At 32.8% G+C, this 19,288-nt stretch carries 13 protein-coding genes; 2 read left to right on the forward strand and 11 right to left on the reverse strand.

Annotation, left to right across the window (positions count from 1 at the left end; translation table 11 throughout):
* Positions 1 to 40: 40 nt before the first annotated feature.
* The gene (locus ACIDC4_RS15000; RefSeq protein WP_412043395.1) at positions 41 to 2,431 is read right to left on the reverse strand and encodes a penicillin acylase family protein; all 2,391 of its coding nucleotides are present in this window, start codon (positions 2,429 to 2,431) and stop codon (positions 41 to 43) included.
* Positions 2,432 to 2,546: 115 nt separating this feature from the next.
* Here ACIDC4_RS15000 and ACIDC4_RS15005 point away from each other — a divergent pair, with 115 nt between their 5' ends.
* Both ACIDC4_RS15005 and ACIDC4_RS15010 read left to right on the forward strand, forming a co-directional pair.
* Entirely contained in the window at positions 2,547 to 4,103 is a 1,557-nt protein-coding gene (locus tag ACIDC4_RS15005) for a hypothetical protein (protein WP_412043396.1), read from the forward strand.
* Between the two features lie 211 nt (positions 4,104 to 4,314).
* Positions 4,315 to 6,126, forward strand: a complete 1,812-nt coding sequence (locus ACIDC4_RS15010) for a hypothetical protein (RefSeq protein ID WP_412043397.1) — start codon at positions 4,315 to 4,317, stop codon at positions 6,124 to 6,126.
* Positions 6,127 to 6,183: 57 nt separating this feature from the next.
* On the opposite strand, the gene ACIDC4_RS15015 is transcribed toward ACIDC4_RS15010, so the two are convergent.
* The 10 genes from ACIDC4_RS15015 to rsgA form a co-directional block, all read right to left on the reverse strand.
* Entirely contained in the window at positions 6,184 to 6,624 is a 441-nt protein-coding gene (locus ACIDC4_RS15015) for a YMGG-like glycine zipper-containing protein (protein WP_412043398.1), read from the reverse strand.
* Positions 6,625 to 7,046: 422 nt separating this feature from the next.
* Entirely contained in the window at positions 7,047 to 8,321 is a 1,275-nt protein-coding gene (gene kynU / locus ACIDC4_RS15020) for a kynureninase (RefSeq protein ID WP_412043399.1), read from the reverse strand.
* Positions 8,322 to 8,625: 304 nt separating this feature from the next.
* Positions 8,626 to 9,675, reverse strand: coding sequence for a tRNA preQ1(34) S-adenosylmethionine ribosyltransferase-isomerase QueA (gene queA / locus ACIDC4_RS15025; protein ID WP_065448560.1), 1,050 nt, complete (start codon positions 9,673 to 9,675; stop codon positions 8,626 to 8,628).
* Between the two features lie 325 nt (positions 9,676 to 10,000).
* Positions 10,001 to 11,224: a 3-phosphoshikimate 1-carboxyvinyltransferase gene (locus tag ACIDC4_RS15030; protein WP_412043400.1), complete on the reverse strand. Its 1,224-nt coding sequence runs from the start codon at positions 11,222 to 11,224 to the stop codon at positions 10,001 to 10,003.
* A 134-nt stretch (positions 11,225 to 11,358) separates the two neighbouring features.
* Positions 11,359 to 11,685 (reverse strand): nucleotide pyrophosphohydrolase, encoded by a 327-nt coding sequence (locus tag ACIDC4_RS15035; RefSeq protein ID WP_012022600.1) that lies wholly within the window; start codon positions 11,683 to 11,685, stop codon positions 11,359 to 11,361.
* Positions 11,686 to 11,687: 2 nt separating this feature from the next.
* Positions 11,688 to 13,679, reverse strand: coding sequence for a DUF3858 domain-containing protein (locus tag ACIDC4_RS15040; RefSeq protein ID WP_412043401.1), 1,992 nt, complete (start codon positions 13,677 to 13,679; stop codon positions 11,688 to 11,690).
* 1 nt (position 13,680) lies between these two features.
* Positions 13,681 to 15,699, reverse strand: coding sequence for a DUF3858 domain-containing protein (locus ACIDC4_RS15045; protein ID WP_412043402.1), 2,019 nt, complete (start codon positions 15,697 to 15,699; stop codon positions 13,681 to 13,683).
* Positions 15,700 to 15,705: 6 nt separating this feature from the next.
* A complete protein-coding gene (locus ACIDC4_RS15050; protein ID WP_412043403.1) occupies positions 15,706 to 17,613 on the reverse strand; it encodes a DUF3857 domain-containing protein in 1,908 nt (635 codons plus the stop codon).
* A gap of 64 nt (positions 17,614 to 17,677) precedes the next feature.
* Positions 17,678 to 18,130 (reverse strand): D-aminoacyl-tRNA deacylase, encoded by a 453-nt coding sequence (gene dtd / locus ACIDC4_RS15055; protein WP_065448566.1) that lies wholly within the window; start codon positions 18,128 to 18,130, stop codon positions 17,678 to 17,680.
* Positions 18,131 to 18,274: 144 nt separating this feature from the next.
* Positions 18,275 to 19,258 (reverse strand): ribosome small subunit-dependent GTPase A, encoded by a 984-nt coding sequence (rsgA, locus tag ACIDC4_RS15060; RefSeq protein ID WP_412043404.1) that lies wholly within the window; start codon positions 19,256 to 19,258, stop codon positions 18,275 to 18,277.
* Between the last annotated feature and the right edge of the window lie 30 nt (positions 19,259 to 19,288).

Here is a 19,288-nt window from a genome sequence, read left to right on the forward strand (position 1 = left end):
AAGCCAAACAACATAAACCGAGAACCTGAAACAAAAAACACTACTCCTTCGCTGGTTTAAAAACCAATTTGGTCGACGTTTTTACAATCTCCTCTTTATTCAATTTCATTTTTCTAAATTTCCCCGCATTGTACATCTCGGCCTGATCGCCGTAATGTTTGCTGAACGGATTTCCTGATTGTCCGGTTGGCAAGATACTCCAGCTATTTTCTATATCTGAAAAATCGACTACTCTTCGGGTTGATGGTCCGCCTTTTACATAATACTTTCCTTCTTTGTTAAATCCGAAGAATTGATTGTTTATTACTTCGTTTGATCCCGGAGCTGCAAAAGGTCCTACATCAAAAAGTTTACGCAAAGCAGCTATTTTTCCTAACGGATGTTCGTGTTCTACCGTATGTACTTTTCCCCAGTTCCAGTCGGCTACCTGATCACCTAATTGTTCCTGAAGTTCTTTTACAGATTGATGAAATGCTTTCGAAACAATTTCGGCTCTGGTTTCTTTTATATTTTTGGTTTTAATATTATCCCACCAAACCGAATTTTCATTCTCAATTTGTCTGGCAATAACTTGTTTTCCTAAACTGGTTCCTAAAAACAGGTTGAAACTATCCTCACCCATTTCATCTTCAAAAGTATTTTTTAGATATAAATAAATCCATTTGTTGTAAATCGTTGCTCCAACATCTTCCAGATTATTTGTTCCTTTCCATGATTTTAAAGCCGTAATTACTTCTTTTTCTTTTGGCGAAAGCGAAGCAATATTCACATTCGAAATTAAACTCTGAACTACGCCCGGAGCAATTGGAGAAGTATTATCAAAAATCATTTTACTAATTGCTTCTTTATCCCAATCAGACTTTGCATCCATTAAAGATGATATTCTTTTAGCCCGATCTTCCGGCAAATAATAGCCCGGATACAAATAACCATCAATCGCTTCCGGCTGATTATTGGCTGAATATACATAACCCCATTTTGGATTTTCTGCAGATGGATTTTTCGAAAAATCAAGATATTCTTTGATATCATCTTTTCCACTTGCTCCATCTAAAATGAAAAATGAATTCACACCTTTATCGTGTTTATATAATGTTCCCGTTGCCCACCATGCCACATTTCCTTTGGCATCGCCGTACATTACATTTAGTCCGGGCGCTGCAACCAATTGAACTGCTTTTCTGAAATCTTCTTTGCTTTTAGCGTGCGAAAGTCCGTAAACTGCATCCAGAATTTGTATAGGCTGTTGCGTATAAATCCATGACATGGCAATAGGATTTTTTCGATCTAAACGTTCCAATAAATCATTCATAATTGGCCCGTGTCGGCTTGATTTAACCGTAAGCACCACATCCGATGTATCTTTTACTTTTATCGTTTTTTTTCTGGTTTCATAAGTTGCAAAACCCGTTGGAGTCTCATATTGGCTATCATCTCCTGTTTTATTTTTTTCCTGATAAAAATCGATATCATCATTTTCGAACATCGTTAGTCCGTAGGCATAATCACGATTGTGAGCTAATAAAGGATATGGAGTTCCTGCCAGATAACAACCGTATAACTCAAATTCAGGCGTAATTAAATGCGCTTCGTACCATGTTGCCGGCTGCGAAAAACCAATATGCGGATCATTGGCAAAAATCACCTTTCCGTTTTTGGTTTTCGTTGGTCCTGCGACCCAACTATTGCTGCCCACAAAAGGCGGAATAGGAGAATTATCCAACAAAGCGGCTACAGATTTTGCAATCGTAGTATATTCTTCAATATTTTCTTTAGAACTTTTAATTTGTGTGGTATTAAATTCTCCTTCAATACCCAAATCTTTCAAATATGCTGCTCCGTATTTATTACGAATATCAGTTAATAAAGGATCCGTTTTTTGAGCCATAGCAAAACTAAAAGACATATATCCAAAAATATTATAAACGTCTTTTATCGTGAATTTTTCTTTTTTAACACCTACCAAAGTAAACTCAATTGGCGTTGTACCTTCCTCTAAATATTGATTAATTCCGTCTAAGTAAGCCAATGTCATTTTATAACTCTGACTGTTTTTATCTAATTTGGCAATGGCTTTCGCCGAAGCTTCCTCGATACCAATTCCGGAGAAAAATTTATCATTTTTGAGTGCGACAGATCCAAAGATTTCTGATAATCTCCCGGGAGCAATTCTTCTAAGCAATTCCATTTGCCATAATCTTTCCTGCGCATGAACATATCCTAAAGCCCTCATGGCATCTTTTTCTGAATTGGCATAAATATGAGGCACTCCAAAATCATCAAAATAAACAGTGGTTTCTTTCTCCAGGTTTTTCAATTGTACTTCACCTTCGTATTTGGGTTTCAAATGAAAGATATAGGCACACAAACCTATTCCTAAAACCACAATTATAACTAATAAAACCAACAGGATTTTTTTAATTTTTCTCATATTCAAAAAAGTATAGGATAAAATGATTTGGTAATGATATAACTTTAAGATATAATCGTGTAAAAAACATCGTTTATAAAAGTCTAAATTTATGTATTTAAAATCAATAGTATAAATGTCAATCTATAAAAAAATAGCGATAGGTGTAATTTCTTTGTTTCTTTTTGTGGTTTTAGCCAATATTGGTCTTAATTACTGGATAAAAAAACAATTACCCATAATTGTAAACGAGAAAAACAAAACCAACTACAATATTCATTACGAAAAAATTGAAGTATCACTTTTCTCCCGAAATATTCATGCAACGACATTATTAGTAAGCCCTAAAAATCAACCAAAAGACAGCAAAAACGGGCTTTTCTCTAAAATAGAATCCATAACGATCAAGCATTTTAATATTTGGGATTTAGCCTTTAATGATATTATTCAGGCCGAAAGTATTATTATCAACAAACCTCGCGTGATTTTATACAAAAAAGGCGAAAAACTTCTGAATAATAGTAAAAGCATCAAAAACGAAATCATTGAACCTTTTCGCAAAATTGTCGCCGTCTCTAATATTTATCTCAATGACGGATCAGTTGATGTGGTTTCATTAGACACTGACAAACCGATTCTTAGCGTTAAAAAAATCATCTTAAAACTCGAAGGAATTTTACTTACAGATACTACTCTGAAAGAAAAAATCCCAATGCGTTTTGAAAAATACGTTTTGGTTTGCGATAGTTTATATTACAAAACAAGTGCTTTTTATGCCATGAATATTGGCCAAATCAGCACTGAGAGAAACTTTTTAAAAATTAAAAAATTCTCTTATTTACCGGAATTTAGCCGAAAAGAGTTTGTAAAAAGATTAGATAAAGAAAAAGATATTTATAGTATAAAATTAGATTCGGCTCACATTGAAAAAATGGATTGGGGATTTAAAAATGATCAGTTTTTCTTTAAAGCAAATTCACTTATTGCGAATCATGTTGATGCCAATATTTACCGCAATAAAATCCCGAAAGATGATTTGAGTAAAAAATATTTGTACAATCATTTACTGCGAAAAATTAAATTTCCTCTTCAAATTGATACCATACAAATTCTAAAATCGAAACTGGTTTATGAGGAAGAGATAGATTTCTCTAAAGGTCCCGGGATTTTAAATTTTGATCGTTTTAATATGCAGGTTACGAATTTAAAAAGCGGATTTGGCTATAAAAAAATGGCCGATGTAAAAATTAAAGTCAATTGTTTGTTCATGAAAACTTCTCCGCTCGATGTCAATTGGAGTTTTAATGTGCTGGATCTTAAAGATAGTTTTCATATTCAGGGAATGATCTCAAACTTTGATGTTGCCGCTATGGGAAGATTTAGCAAACCTTACATGAATGCTTCATTTACCGGAGTATTCAACAAGTATCGTTTTAATTTTTACGGAAACGATAATATATCTAAAGGAAATGCCTCACTAGACTATGATGATCTAAAAGTAAAATTATATAAAAAGAAAAATCCTGAAAAAGAAGCCAAATTAAAATCAGCAATTGTTAATTTATTGGTTAAAGATGACTCAAAAGAAAAACCAAAAACCGCCGATGTTGAGCTAGAAAGAATTCAGGAAAAGTCATTTTATAATTTTCTCTGGAGAAGCATAGCGGAATCCTTAAAGAAGATTTTGATATAAAACTTTTAGTACTACTATTTTTAGCCACGAATTTCACGAATTAGCACGAATTACTTTTAAATCAGTGCGTTAAAAATTATTGCAAATTAGTGAAATTCGTGTTAACCTTTTTATCCACCATATAACTTCAACCATTTTAAAACCTGACAATTATCAGTTTTTTTAAGGATAAATTTTCCAACATTTGCTTTTATTTTTAATTTAAAAACAAATGACAAAGCCACCTTTACACACTTTTCATATTCCTGTAATGGGACTCGCCTATACAATCGACAGCCCAATTCGAGTAGCGCAATATGGAATTTCATCTGTAGTTTCTATAGCCGATGATGAATTAATTGAAAAGATGCGTAACTTTTATAGCACCAAATTCAATTTTCCTTATGAGGAAATAACTCAGAAGTTTCACGATTACAGAGCCGAAAGAATTACATCTTATCTTAATTTGGTCGATAAAATCGTCAAAGACAAATTCGAGAGTTTTAAAACTGAATTAATCGAAAGCAAAACTGCTTTAGAAAATTATATGGCGATGTTACCCAATACATCCGATATAAAAAAAGGATTTCAGAATTTATTAGACGATGGAATTTCTTTTAAAGAAAACATTCAGAATTATATCGAATCGCATCTTTATCCCGGAGAAATTGATGTGAATATCATGACCAAACTGGATAAAGATAATTTCGAAAAAAACGAACAGCTTCCTATTGAATTTAATGATGCTCACGCTGCTTTGAGAGGTTTTGCCAAAAGCAATCTTGAATCATCAGTAGTACTTTCTGCCGGAATGAATCCGAGATTATTCAGCTATTTTGAGAATTTTTCAGATTTTTTTCCGAATCTAAATAATGAACTAAAAAAGAAAATTACCTTAAAAGTAAGTGACTTTAGATCAGCAATGATTCAGGGTAACTTTCTAGCCAAAAAAGGACTTTGGGTTTCTGAGTACAGAATCGAATCAGGATTGAATTGCGGCGGACACGCTTTCGCTACAGACGGTCTTTTATTAGGACCAATATTAGAAGAATTTAAACAAAAAAAGGATCAGCTTGTTCAATCTGCACACGAGTTGATGACAAAAGTATTACAGCAAAAACAAATTTACGCACCAGAAAATCCTTTACCGCTAAAAATTACGGTTCAGGGCGGTGTAGGAACTGCTGAAGAACATGAATTTTTATTAGATAATTACAAAGTTGATTCTGTGGGATGGGGATCTCCTTTTTTATTGGTTCCAGAAGCTACTTCTGTAGATAAAGCTACTCGTGAATTATTAATAGAGGCAAAAGAAGAGGATTTATATTTAAGTCATATTTCGCCTTTAGGGGTTCCGTTTAATACTTTAAGAGGAACTACAAACGAGATTTTAAAACAAAAAAGAATCGACCAGAATAAAGCAGGAAGTTCCTGTCCGAAAAAATTCCTTGCTTTAAGTAAAGAATACGATCCACACGGAATTTGTACTGCTTCGAAAAAATTTCAGGATCATAAACTGGAAGAATTAGAAAACGTAAAAGATACCATGTCATCTCAGGCTTTTGAAAAAGCAAAATTTGCGATTACCGAAAAGTCTTGTTTATGTGTTGGTTTGGCAAATGCATCATATTTAGAGAACGATATTAAAATAAAAGGGCAAGCGCAAGGAGTTGTCATCTGTCCAGGGCCAAATATGGCTTATTTTGACCAAGAAGTTTCTTTGTCTGACATGTTGGGTCATATTTATGGAAATAAATCGATTCTAAGGACCGACAACAGGCCAAACTTATTTGTAAAGGAATTAAAAATGTATGTGGATTATTTTAGAAATGAAATCGAAAATATTTCAGGAGATATCACGAATGCACAATTAAAAAAGTGGAATACTTTTAAAGCCAACATTTTTGAAGGAATAGAATATTACAATACTTTACTTTCTCCTGCTTTATATTTCAAACAGGATTTAAGTAAAATTAAAAAAGATTTTGATTTTTATAAATCCGAATTATCTAACATAAAAATACCAACCTTAGAATTAGCTTAAAACTCAAAAACCCCGATTTAGATTTAAATCGGGGTTTTTATTTATATCAAAATTGTTCTATTCTTTTTTCTTTTTGCTATCGATAACAGCACCAGTTCCGGTTCCTAAAGCAGCACCGGCTAAACCACCAATAATGGCACCTTCGCCTTTTTTCTTACTCACGATTGCTCCGGTTGCAGCTCCAACTCCAGCACCAATTACTGCACCTTTAGCAGTAGCGCTCCACCCTTTCTTTTTGGTCGTTGTAGTTGTAGTTCCATTTGCTTGTTGTTGATGTACTACCACAACTTTTTGAGATTCTACTTTTTGTTGTTCTACCTTTTGCTGTTCTTTAAGGCTTGCCATTTCTGTCTTCATTGAATCAATAACTCTTTGTTTATTAATTTCAACTTTCATCGAATCAATGCTAGCTTGTTTGGCTTTATTGATATCTTCTTTTCCTTGATTCTGACAAGAAACGATTGATAAAGCGGCGAATAAAATATATAAGGCTTTCATGGTTGTAGTTTTTTAAATTATTACACTACAAATTAAAGAAGATTTGTTTTGTTGAAGTTACATGATTTAGTTTAATGGTTATAGAATTTCAAGATCACGTTGTATTATTTGGAACACGGATGAAACGGATTGCTAAAGCAAAACGCGGATTTAAACGGATTTTTTATTGACTGGATGTTTGTTTCACGCAGATTTAAAAAGATTTGAGCAGATTGTTTTTTTTAAGTTACTGACTAAAAAAAATCTCGCAAAGATGCCAAGTCGCAAAGTTTTTTGCATAGAATATGATTTGAATAAAAAGGGCTTTAGCCATACTATTACTAGTTTGGCTAAAGCCCTTCTTGCTTTTACATATTTCTCCATCCAGCTAAAGCTGGAAGCTATTCAAAAAAAACTTAAAAAACTTTGCGAGATTATAAACTTTATCCTAAAATTCCTTTTTTCAGGACTTGTCCAAAGTCATACATATCTTCATAAGAACAATATAAAGGAACTGGCGCCAGACGAATTACATTAGGTTCACGCCAATCTGTAATGACTCCGTTTTTCATTAAGTAATCAAACAAACTTCTTCCTTCTCCGTGTAAAAAGACTGATAATTGCGATGCTCTTTCTTCAGGATTTGAAGGCGTGATGATTTCGAAATTTCCTTTTACTTCTTTATCAATTTCATGTAAAATAAATTCTAAGTATGAGGTAATATGATCTCTCTTTTTAATCAAAGCATCCATTCCAACCTCTGCAAACATTTCTACAGAGGCTAAATAAGGCGCTAAAGAAAGTACCGGTAAATTACTAATTTGCCATCCATCAGCTCCGTGAACAGGATCGAAAGTTGGTTCCATTTTAAAACGGCGTTCTTTATTGTGTCCCCACCAACCTGCGAAACGAGGTAAATCCGGGTTATTATGATGTTTTTCGTGTACGAAACAACCAGAAGCATTTCCTGGTCCTGAGTTCATGTATTTATAACTGCACCATGCGGCAAAATCTACATTCCAGTCATGAAGCTCCAGTTTGATATTTCCGGCAGCGTGTGCTAAATCCCAACCTACCTTTGCTCCTGCTTTTTGTCCGGCTTCGGTAATCGTTTTAATATCGAAAACTTGTCCGGTATAATAATTTACTCCTCCAATTAAAACCAAAGCCAGTTCATCACCCACTTCTTCAATTTTCGCCAGAACATCTTCCAGACGAATATTGTGTTCGCCTTCGCGACGTTTGATTTCTACAATAGCATCTTCTGTTTTATATCCATGAAAATGCACCTGACTCTGAAACATATACTGATCTGACGGGAAAGCTTTTTCTTCGCAGATAATTTTATAACGTTTGCCTTTTGGCTGATAAAAAGAAACCATCAATAAATGAAGATTCACCGTTAGCGTATTCATTACCGTAACTTCAGATGGTAAGGCTCCAACAATTTTACTTAACGGTTCAGCAAATCTTTCCTGATAATCCCACCAAGGTTTATCAGCATAAAAATGACCTTCTACGGCAAGATCTGCCCAGTCGTTCATTACTTCATCGATATATGCTTTGGTGCGTTTTGGCTGTAAACCCAGGGAGTTTCCTGTAAAATAAATTACTCTTTTATCATTTACTTTAGGAAAAATAAATTGATCCTGATATTGATTTAACGTGTCTTGCGAATCAAGCTCTCGTGCAAACTCGCGTGTATTTTGAAAAGTCATTGTGTTTTTGTTTTGTCTGCTAAAATAACAAATTTTGTTTGTTTTGTTTCATGTTTTAAGTTTTGCGTTGATATGCTTTGAAGATTTAACCTCAAAGTTCGCAAGGATTTTTTATCTAGGTTAACGTTTATAAACGCTAAGTTCGCAAAGCTTTGCGTGCTTTTGCATTTGGCAAACACAAACTGCGCAAAAAATATTTGCGAACTTTGCGTTTAAATTTCGCAAATAATGACAAACTTGAAACCATTTTAAATAAAAAAACCCGTCATCACTGACAGGTTTTATATTTTATCTGAATATCTAATTAGATAATCAACATTGCATCTCCGTAAGAATAGAATTTATATTCTTCTTTGATTGCTTCGTCGTATGCACGTTTCATTAAATCATGTCCACAGAAAGCAGAAATCATCATTAATAATGTTGATTTTGGTGTGTGAAAGTTTGTAATCATACAGTTTGCAATACTAAAATCGTGAGGAGGGAAAATAAATTTATTTGTCCATCCTTCGTAAGGATTTAAAGTATTTTGTGATGAAACTGAACTTTCAATAGCACGCATTGAAGTTGTTCCAACAGCACAAATACGTTTTTTCTTCGCTTTAGCCTCGTTTACAATATCACAAGCTTCTTGTTTGATGATCAATTCTTCAGAATCCATTTTGTGTTTAGACAAATCTTCAACCTCAACCGGGTTAAAAGTTCCTAAACCAACGTGAAGTGTAACTTCAGCAAAATTGATTCCTTTGATTTCTAATTTTTTCAAAAGGTGTTTAGAAAAGTGTAAACCTGCAGTTGGTGCAGCTACAGCTCCTTCTTCTTTTGCATAAATTGTTTGGTATCTTTCAGCATCTTCAGCCGTAACTTCTCTACTGATATATTTAGGAATTGGAGTTTCTCCAAGTTCTGTCAATTTGTTTCTGAATTCTTCATAAGAACCATCGTATAAGAAACGTAAAGTTCTACCACGAGAAGTTGTATTGTCGATTACCTCAGCAACTAACGAATCGTCATCACCAAAATAAAGTTTGTTACCAATACGGATTTTTCTAGCCGGATCAACTAAAACGTCCCAAAGACGTTGCTCTGAATTTAATTCTCTTAATAAGAAAACTTCAATTCTTGCTCCTGTTTTTTCTTTGTTTCCGTACAAACGTGCAGGGAAAACTTTTGTATTGTTAAGAATCAAAACGTCTCCGTCATCAAAATAATTGATAACATCTTTAAACATTTTGTGCTCTATAGTTTGTTTTTGACGATCGATTACCATTAAACGAGATTCGTCTCTGTTTTCTGCCGGGAATTCTGCTAAAAGTTCTTTCGGTAAATTAAATTGAAAATGTGATAATTTCATTTGAGAAAGTTATGAGTTATAGATTTTCAATCAGGATTATTTGAAGACCTGATTTTTAATCGTGTGCAAATATACGATTGTGAGATAGGCGTTGTCAAGTGTTTTGATGTTTATTTTCAAAAGTCGTTGATTCAGTGGAGTTTCAACAACATAAAAAAACGTTTTTTTACCATATAAGCTATGTAAGTTCATATTAATTGGTTTTCTTAATTTGGCTAAAGCCGAAAATCTAAACACAAATAGCCTCTAGTTAAAACTAGAGGCTATTCAAATTATGCTCATTTTATTTAAATGAACTTATATAACTTATATGGTAAAAAGCTGATTATAATTCTGAAATTTGGAAGTCTAATGCTTTCAAATCGTTCCAGAAATCAGGATAAGATTTAGAAACTACCTCAGCATCTTCGATAATGATAGGCACTTTTAAAGCTAAAGGTGCAAATGCCATTGCCATACGATGATCGTTGTATGTCCCGATCTTTACATTATGATTGATATTTTCTGAAGCTGTCAAAGTCAAACTATCATTAGTTACCGAGATATTGGCTCCTAATTTTGTTAATTCAATTCTAAGCGCTTCAAGTCTGTCAGTTTCTTTAATTTTTAAGGTATGAAGACCCGTTAAATGACAACCAATTCCTAAACCTAAACAGGTTACAACAATAGTCTGCGCAATGTCCGGCGTATTGTTCAACTCGAAATTTACAGTTTCGTATTTAAAATTCTCTTGTTTTACCAAAGTCATTTTGTTATCCTGAAAAGTAGTCTGAACTCCTAATTTCTCGTAAAGAGAAACTAATTCAGAATCTCCTTGTAAACTATTTTCTTTATAACTGCTCAATGTGATTGAAGCAGTATCGGCCAAAGCTACTAAACTAAAAAAGTACGATGCTGAACTCCAATCTGATTCTACAACCATTTCTTTGGTTTCGACCTCAGCTTTTGGATAAACTTTGATCACATTTCCTACAAAACTGGTTTGAATATCTAAATCTTTAAGCAAAGCTAAAGTCATTTTGATATACGGAATCGAGGTAATTTCTCCTTCTAAAGTTAACTCTAAACCATTTTCTAATTTTGAAGCTACAAGTAAAAGGGCCGAGATATACTGGCTGCTTACATTTGCTGCCAAAGTAACTTTTGAAGCGGTTACTTTTTTTCCTTTAATTCTAATTGGCGGATAACCTTCTTCTTTTTCATAAGAGATTTCAACTCCCAATTGTCCTAAAGCTTCCACTAAAATTTTAATCGGACGTTCCTGCATTCTGCCTGAACCTGTCATGACTACTTCGCGACCTTCGTTTACGGCAAAATAAGCGGTTAAAAAACGCATTGCAGTTCCTGCATGGTGAATGTCTACAATTTCGTCGTTGCCTATTAATGCCTTTTGCATCACTTCGCTATCATCAGAGTTTGATGTGTTGGCTAGCGTAATATTTGGAAACAATGCTTTTAACAGCAATAAACGATTCGTCTCGCTTTTTGATCCTGTTACTGCAATTTGTCCTTGTAAATTATGTTGAGTTGTTTGAAGTAGTAAATTCATTTTTTTAATTGTAAATTGGAAATTATGAATTATGAATGATTAGAAACGTAATTCAGCCCCGCAATTTACCACTCCCAACTCATAATTCAAAATTCAAAACTCATAATTCAAAACCGATGAGTGATATTTCACAATTATTTCAATTTATCATTGTTTTTGTGACGATCCTTGTCGCGAACCGATTTTAAATCCATTTTTTTATCAAAAGCGGCTTGTAAATCTATTCCGGTTTGGTTAGCAAGACATAAAACTACAAAAACAACATCGGCCAATTCTTCGCCTAAATCTTTGTTTTTATCACTTTCCTTTTCTGATTGTTCTCCATATCTGCGCGCGATTATTCGGGCAACTTCACCTACTTCTTCTGTAAGCTGCGCCATATTTGTAAGCTCATTAAAATAGCGAACACCGTGTTCTTTTATCCAGGTATCGACATCTAGTTGTGCATTTTTCAAGTCCATAGTTATATTTTTTTAAGAACAATTTTTTCATTTTGACTGGCAATCATCTTCTGGAAAAGATCTTTTAATCCATTATACTGATCTGCTGCAAAAATACTATTGTTAATTTCTTTTGTACTAATTATTCGAATTTTGTTTCCTTCGCCAGATGTATTTAACATATAAACGATCTCTTTATTTTCTGATGAAATCTTAACAGGAGTGGGCAAAGATTCTATTTCATATCCTTCAGGGATTTCGATATTCAAATTGAATTTCTCCTGAGTCGGGTAACCAAAATAAACTGGCATTTGTCTAATTTCCTGCGTAAACGGATTTTTAGATCTGGTAAAAAACAACAACGGATTGATAAACATTTTACCTCCAATAATTTCTACCCTATTGTCTACATTTAAAGAAAATGTTTCAAGAACAGGTTCCTGAATATTCGTTTTTTTATTATCGATGGTGTAATTTGAAATTTTCGAATCTCCAAATTGTTCTTCTAATTTTTCAAGATAATTTTCCTGATTCTTATTGGCATTTTCAACTCTGAAAAGATAGGCATCATAATCTGTTCTTTGAATCCTGATCTTACCTTCTATTTTCCCAAGATTATCTATTTTGACCATCAAACTGGAGTATTCTTTTGACATTGTGCTAGGCACTAAATCAATTTCTGCTGAAGTTCCATCATCTTTTATTAATCTTCCTTTCCAGTTCAAAACATTTAAAGGCAAAATTCCGGGAGATGTAAATTTATGTGTTGCGTCTAGTAAAATTTGTTTGTCTTCAATTTGAGCAGCCGCTACTACATAGTTAAAACCTGTTCTTGTGGGATAAACCGGAATTCCATTTTGTGTAGTACTGACCAACACTGGGTTCGCTTCTATTCCCGCCAATTTTAACATACTGATTAATATAAAATTAATCTCTGCCACATTCCCGGTTTGATCTGTATAAGCTTTTTTTACCCCTTTCTGAGTATAATAATCATTCTCTTCATTCCAGTTCATTTTGTTCTGAACGAATTTAAAAATGATGTTCAATCGCTCTTTTTGTGATTCAACATTGGTCAATAATTTTTTAACATCTTCGAGTAAAAAATCCCTCTCATTAAGTTCTTTTCCAAAACTTTTATCTTTAAAAATAGTATTCGCAACACCTTCCCAGGTTATCGTATAGTCTTTTACAGGCTGATCCGGATAACGTACTCTCTCTAATTCGTGCTGAATAGATCCTTTATAATTATCAATATTATCGATATAGGGCTCTTTCGTCAGTGCCGGAATATCATTTCCTTTATAAAAAGCGCTTATTTGTTTATAGGATATGCTTTTTGTCTTGTTATAATCATCTTCAAAACTTTGACTGCCGTTGGTCAATTTTGAATCTGTTTCAACTTTATGGCCTCCTACCAAAATTGGTTTATAAATGTAATACTCCGGAATATCTGTTTTATACTCGAAGTAATTTACCGGAATATCATATTGAAAATCAAAATCGGGTAGTTTTACAATATTATCCGATTTTAAAATGTACTTGTATTCTATAATCGATCCTACTTTTACATTAGGAAGCGTTATTATTTTTTCGTCCCAAAATTTATTTACTTTTTTCGTAAAAGCTCCCTGATTGCCTAGTTTTGTCTTAACAATTGCTTCGTTTTCTAAATTATAAGTTACTGCATTTGAAAACTCTAATCGGTCTTCGCTTAAATTTTCATAACCAATATAAAAACGCACCTTTTGATCCGCCCAATTTAGTCCTTCTTTTTTATAAATTTTAATTTTAAATTCATAAACATGATTGGCAGAAAAACCTTTGTCTTTAGTAAACGTAAAAAATGTTTTTCCTTTTTTAAACAAAATTGTAGCAGGCGCAGCTGTATCTTTCGGGTTTGCTTTCTCTTTTAATTCAGCAACAGTAACTTTTCCCAACTCATAATTTTGAGCGCTGCTTTTTGAAATTCCCAGAAGTAAAAAAACAACTATCACTAAGCTTTGAAACTTCATATTAAATTCTTTTTAAAACAATTTTCTCTGTTTGTTTTGCAATCATGGCTTTGTAATATTCTTTTAGCATTTCATACTTTTCAGTAGATACAATTGCCTCATTAATTTGATGCTGGATATTTATTTGTAAAGCGTTACCTGCAGGAGCAATATTAAATTTAAAACTTCCTAAATTATCCTCCATATTCATAACCACCGGAGCAGGCAATACTTCGGCTGTAAAACCTTCGGGAATTTGAAGCGTTATGTTATATTTATCTGTAAAAGGGAATCCAAAATCAACCGGATATTCTCTTGCATCCTGTTTGAAAGGATTTTTTTCATTTGTTAAAAACAGCATTGGACTAATATATATTTTCCCGCCTATCACTTCGCATAAGTTATTACCGGTAAATGAATAACTTTCTATAATAGGCAGTAACAAATCTTTTTCGTTTGTTCTTGAATAATCACTTATTTCGATTTTGTTATTTCTATTCTCCAGTTTTTCTAAATATTCATCTTCTTTAAGCCCGTTAATATTATCTCTTGTAATCATGGCATTATAATCTGTACATTGTCTTCTTGTTTTACCTGTTATTTTACCTTCGGCATCAATACTATAATTCATGTAAACAACATCATTTGATGATTTTTTAGGCATTAAATCTACTTCTTCAGATGTTCCGTCTTTTCTAATCAATCGGCCAGACCAGTTTAAGGCTCTAAAAGGCAAAACATTAGGAGTTGAAAATTTATCAGAAGCATCTAACAAAACATTTCCGTTTGGAGTTTCAACTGCAGCAATAACATAATTAAAAGCGGTTCTATTAGGGAAAATAGAAATTCCATTAGCGCGTGTACTCACCAAAACCGGATTTGCTGTTAAACCTGCATAACGCAACATCGCGGTTAGCATTAAATTAATATCCGCAATATTTCCTGTTTTTTCTTTATACGCTTTTTTAACGCCATTATCACAGCTGTATCCGGTGTAATCATTCCATTTTACGTTCGATTTTACATGATTTAAAATAACTAATATCTTTTCATCTGCTGTATTTTTTCCTTCTAATATTTTTTTCAAATCGTCTTCGAAATAGCCTGTTTTATTTAATTCAGGACCAAAATCATCATATTCGTAAATTGTTTTCACAACTGAATTCCAATCTGTCGAATACATTTTTATTTGTGAATTGGGATATTTTGTCATCGATAATTCATGCTGAATACTTGAAGTATAGTTATCAATATTATTGACATAAGCTTCATCTTTCATAGCAGGAAAATTTACTGCCACATAAGTCGTTTGCGTTTCAGAGTAATCTAATTTATCCGTAGAAAATGTTGTTTGAGTAGTTCCCCATCCGCCTCCGGATCTTTCTTTATTCGTAAAAACTATTGACTTTGGATTTTTTACCGTAGTAATCTTAGGAAAAATATATCCTTTTTGTCTTGAATTAAAGACATAATATTCCGGAACGAAAGTTGAAAACTCAGAATAATTTACCGGAATACTCGTCTGAAAATCCCAATCTCTAATTATTCTATCGCTAGGACTTCTCACGATGTAGCTAAACTCAATAACAGAACCTTCTTTTACATTAGGCATTGTGATCTTTTTTTGTCCTCTAAATTTATTTACGACTTCATCAAAGGCTCCATCGCTTTTTAGCTTCGTTTTTTCAATTTTACCATTTACCAAATTATAAGTAACGGCATCAGAAAAACTTACTTTTTCTTTAAACCCGGCCTGATTATAATACCAAACATTTTGATTGGCCCAATCGTATCCTTCTTTTTTATAAATCTTAATTCTGGTTTCTACTTCTGTTATGGTAATAAACCCCTCATTCTGATCATATTCTATTCTTGTTTTTCCTTTTTTATACAAAATTGCAGCTGCCGCCGATGAATCTTTGGGATGTATCTTTTGTTCTAATTCAGCAATAGATACTTTTCCTAATTTAAATTCCTGTGCCGTTACATTCGTAATAAACAACAATAGAAGTGAAAGACTAAAAAGTTTGGTAATTTTCATTTTTGGTTAGTTCTTGGTTAATATAATTTTGGCATTATCGTTTCTTGACACTTGCTCCATAAAAAGACGGTATTCATCGTATTCTTTATTAGAATATTTACCTTTATTTAAAAACATAGAGCGTTTGTAAATCAGTTTATTATTTTCTTTTTTAATGATTTCGGTTTTATATTCTCCAAACTTACCTTTCAATTCAAAGTTTGAAGGCAAAAATTCTATCGTAAAACCTGTTGGTAAATTAATTTCGATTTCATCTGTATCTAAATAACCCCGCTGAATTTGAAATGGATTTTTTCTATTGCGAATTCTCTTGACATTTGCAGAAGTTTGATTGAAAGCGTCTACAGTAAAAATCATTTTATTGGCAGAAATTGATGCATAATTTATTGCTTTAATCTCAGCATCTTCAGTAAAGCGAATATTTTCTTTATCATTAGAGAAAGTTATTTTACCCAGTTTTAAATTATTGATATTACTCCAATAATTTTTGTAATACACTTCTTTTTCTGTTGGTTGAAACTTCTCTACTTTTATCCTTCTACCATACTGAGAACCTTCAGATTGAATATTTACTTTGCCCGAAAAACTACCATTTTCATCTATTATATAACTTCCCTGGCTAGATTGCGTATTTTTTAATGGCTCGTAAATTTGTGTTCTTATTATTTCTCCACCTTCCGGCTTAATGACAATGACTTTTCTATCATCTGTAAAATTTGCCTGATACCCAAAAGGATCATTTTGATTTGTACATTCTAGAAAAACATATTTATTCTGATCTGCCACACATAAAATTACATGATTTCCTTGTATTGAAAAAAAATCTTCATCAACATCTAGTAAATCAAAATCTCCGTATAACTCTGTATAATAAGATTGCACACCTACAACGTCTAACAAAGCTCTTGTATAGTTAGATAGTGCCTTACAGTCTCCATATCCTAAACGATCAACATCTGCGGCCAACATAGGTTTAAATCCTCCAATACCCAATTGAATACTCACATATCTTGATTTTTCCTGCATATATTTATATACAATTTTTGCCTTTTTGATAGGATCTGATTCATTACCAACTAATCCTTTTATTTTTGTTTTTGTTTCTTCAGGTAATATTGTTGTTTCTGTTAAAATTTTATCTGAAAACCACTTCCCATACTCCTTCCAGTTCTTCGCATTTCCATCAATTCCTTCAAGATTAAAATATTCTAAACTCATCATTAATTTTGGATACAATTGACTAAAAACTGGGCTATAATCTTCAGGCTTTTGTGCTAATATATTTTTTGCCACATACGACAATTGAGTATCCGTATCTGTAATTTTTTTTATATCAAAAACTGAAAATTGATTTTCTTTTTTTCTAAATCCTAGATTATTAGGATACTTTACATTTAAAATGCTTTTTTCTACGCTAACAAAATAATTTTCTAAAGGATACCAGCTTGGAAAAAGAGCAGTACTTGAAGTTTCTTTCTCACTTTTATAAACTACTGTATATGGATAAGATATCGGAGTATATTCTAAATAAATATATCTTGCATCAGAAGCAATCGTAGCGCCATCGACCGCACTAACATCTTTAAAATCTTTTCGTTTTATTTTTTTTATTTCATTACCTAAAGCATCATAAATGGTAGCTTCTATATTAGTGACAGAACTCCTTTTATTATAACTTTCATGTGCATTAATTGCTCGTGCTCCTTTTTCATTTAAAACTGTTACAACGCGCTGTGTTTTGATATTCATGCTTCTCTGCGAAGCAATAGTAATATCCATTTGATCTAATCGAACAACAGCGTTGGCATTTTCTTTAAGACTATCAGAAATCGCTGTTACAGCATATTCGCTCTTTTGAGCCGACAGAATAAGGGTAAATAAGAAAAAAAATAATCCCGAAAAAGTAAATTTCATTAGTAAGTAATTTCGCCAAATATATATTATTTTTAGAAATTCTTAACATATGTTTAATAAAATTTTACTCTCTATTTTTGCTGTCAATCAAAATTGTTACAGGGCCGTCATTTAAGAGACTAACCTTCATATCTGCACCAAAAATTCCGGTTTGTACTTTTTTATTAAATTCTTTTTCTAAAGATTTCACAAAATTCTCATACATCGGAATCGCGAATTCGGGTTTTGAAGCTTTTATATAAGATGGGCGGTTTCCTTTTTTTGTAGAAGCATGAAGTGTAAACTGACTTACGACAATAATATCTCCGTCGATATCCTGAACCGAGCAGTTCATAACATCATTCTCATCACCAAAAATTCTCATTTTGATGATTTTACCAACGAGCCAATCAATATCTTCCTGAGTGTCCAGATCTTCAATTCCTACGAGAACAAGTAAACCTTTTTTTATATCAGCTGTTTTATTTCCATCAACGGTAACGGATGCTTCTGAAACTCTTTGAAGAACAATTCTCATATTTTATCTAATAATGTGGTTTTTTGCCACAGATTACACGGATTAAAAAGATTAAATCTAACGTTAGATGCACTGCTGTGCATCTCTACATTCAAAATTTGTCGATAATTTTTTTATTGGAATTTGGAATTTTCGTTTTGGAATTTATTTTTGGTTTCTTGTTTCATCACTAACTTTTCGGTCTTCATCATAAGAATCTGTACGATAATTTTCGTCGTCGCCTTCTAAGATTTTTAGATAACTATTGTAACGTGACCAGGCGATCTCGTCTCTTTCTAAAGCGGCTTTAATAGCACAATGTGGTTCTTCTTTATGTAGACAATTGTTAAACTTACATTGATCTTTTAGTTTGAAGAATTCAGGAAAATAACCACTAATTTCTTCTTTTTCCATATCAACAATTCCAAAACCTTTGATTCCTGGCGTATCGATGATTTTTGCATCAAAAGATAAATCATACATTTCGGCAAAAGTAGTTGTGTGCTGACCTTGTTTACTGGCTTCAGAAATAGTTTTGGTTTTAAGATGTAAAGAAGGTTCCATTGCGTTTACCAAAGTCGATTTACCTACACCTGAATGTCCGGAGAACATACTTACTTTACCAATCATCATTTCTTTCAATTCATCAACACCTTTCATTTCTGTAGAAGAAACACGAAGGCATTTATAACCAATTTGCTGATAAACGTATTGCATATACAATTGATCTTCGAGCGTTGGCTCATCAAAAGTATCTATTTTATTAAAAACCAGAATTGTTTCGATATTATAGGCTTCGGCAGTAACCAAAAAACGGTCTATAAAGTTGAAAGTTGTTGGCGGATTATTAATCGTAATCAATAAAAAAACACGATCAATATTCGACGCGATAATATGCATTTGATGCGATAAATTAACCGATTTACGAACGATGTAATTTTTTCTTTCGTGAATATTAAAAATCGTTCCGGTTAAGGCATCAGAGGTTTCTTCGAGTTCATAATCGACAATATCACCTACAGCAATAGGATTGGTACTTTTGATACCTTTCATCCTAAACTTCCCTTTCATACGGCATTCTATAAAATCGCCTTGTTCCGATTTTACCGTGTACCAACTTCCTGTAGATTTATATACGAGTCCTGTCATTCTTTAATTTTAGATTACTGATTTTAGCTT

Origin of the sequence: Flavobacterium sp. C3NV (genome assembly GCF_046825355.2) — a bacterium.
Classification (GTDB): Bacteria; Bacteroidota; Bacteroidia; order Flavobacteriales; family Flavobacteriaceae; genus Flavobacterium.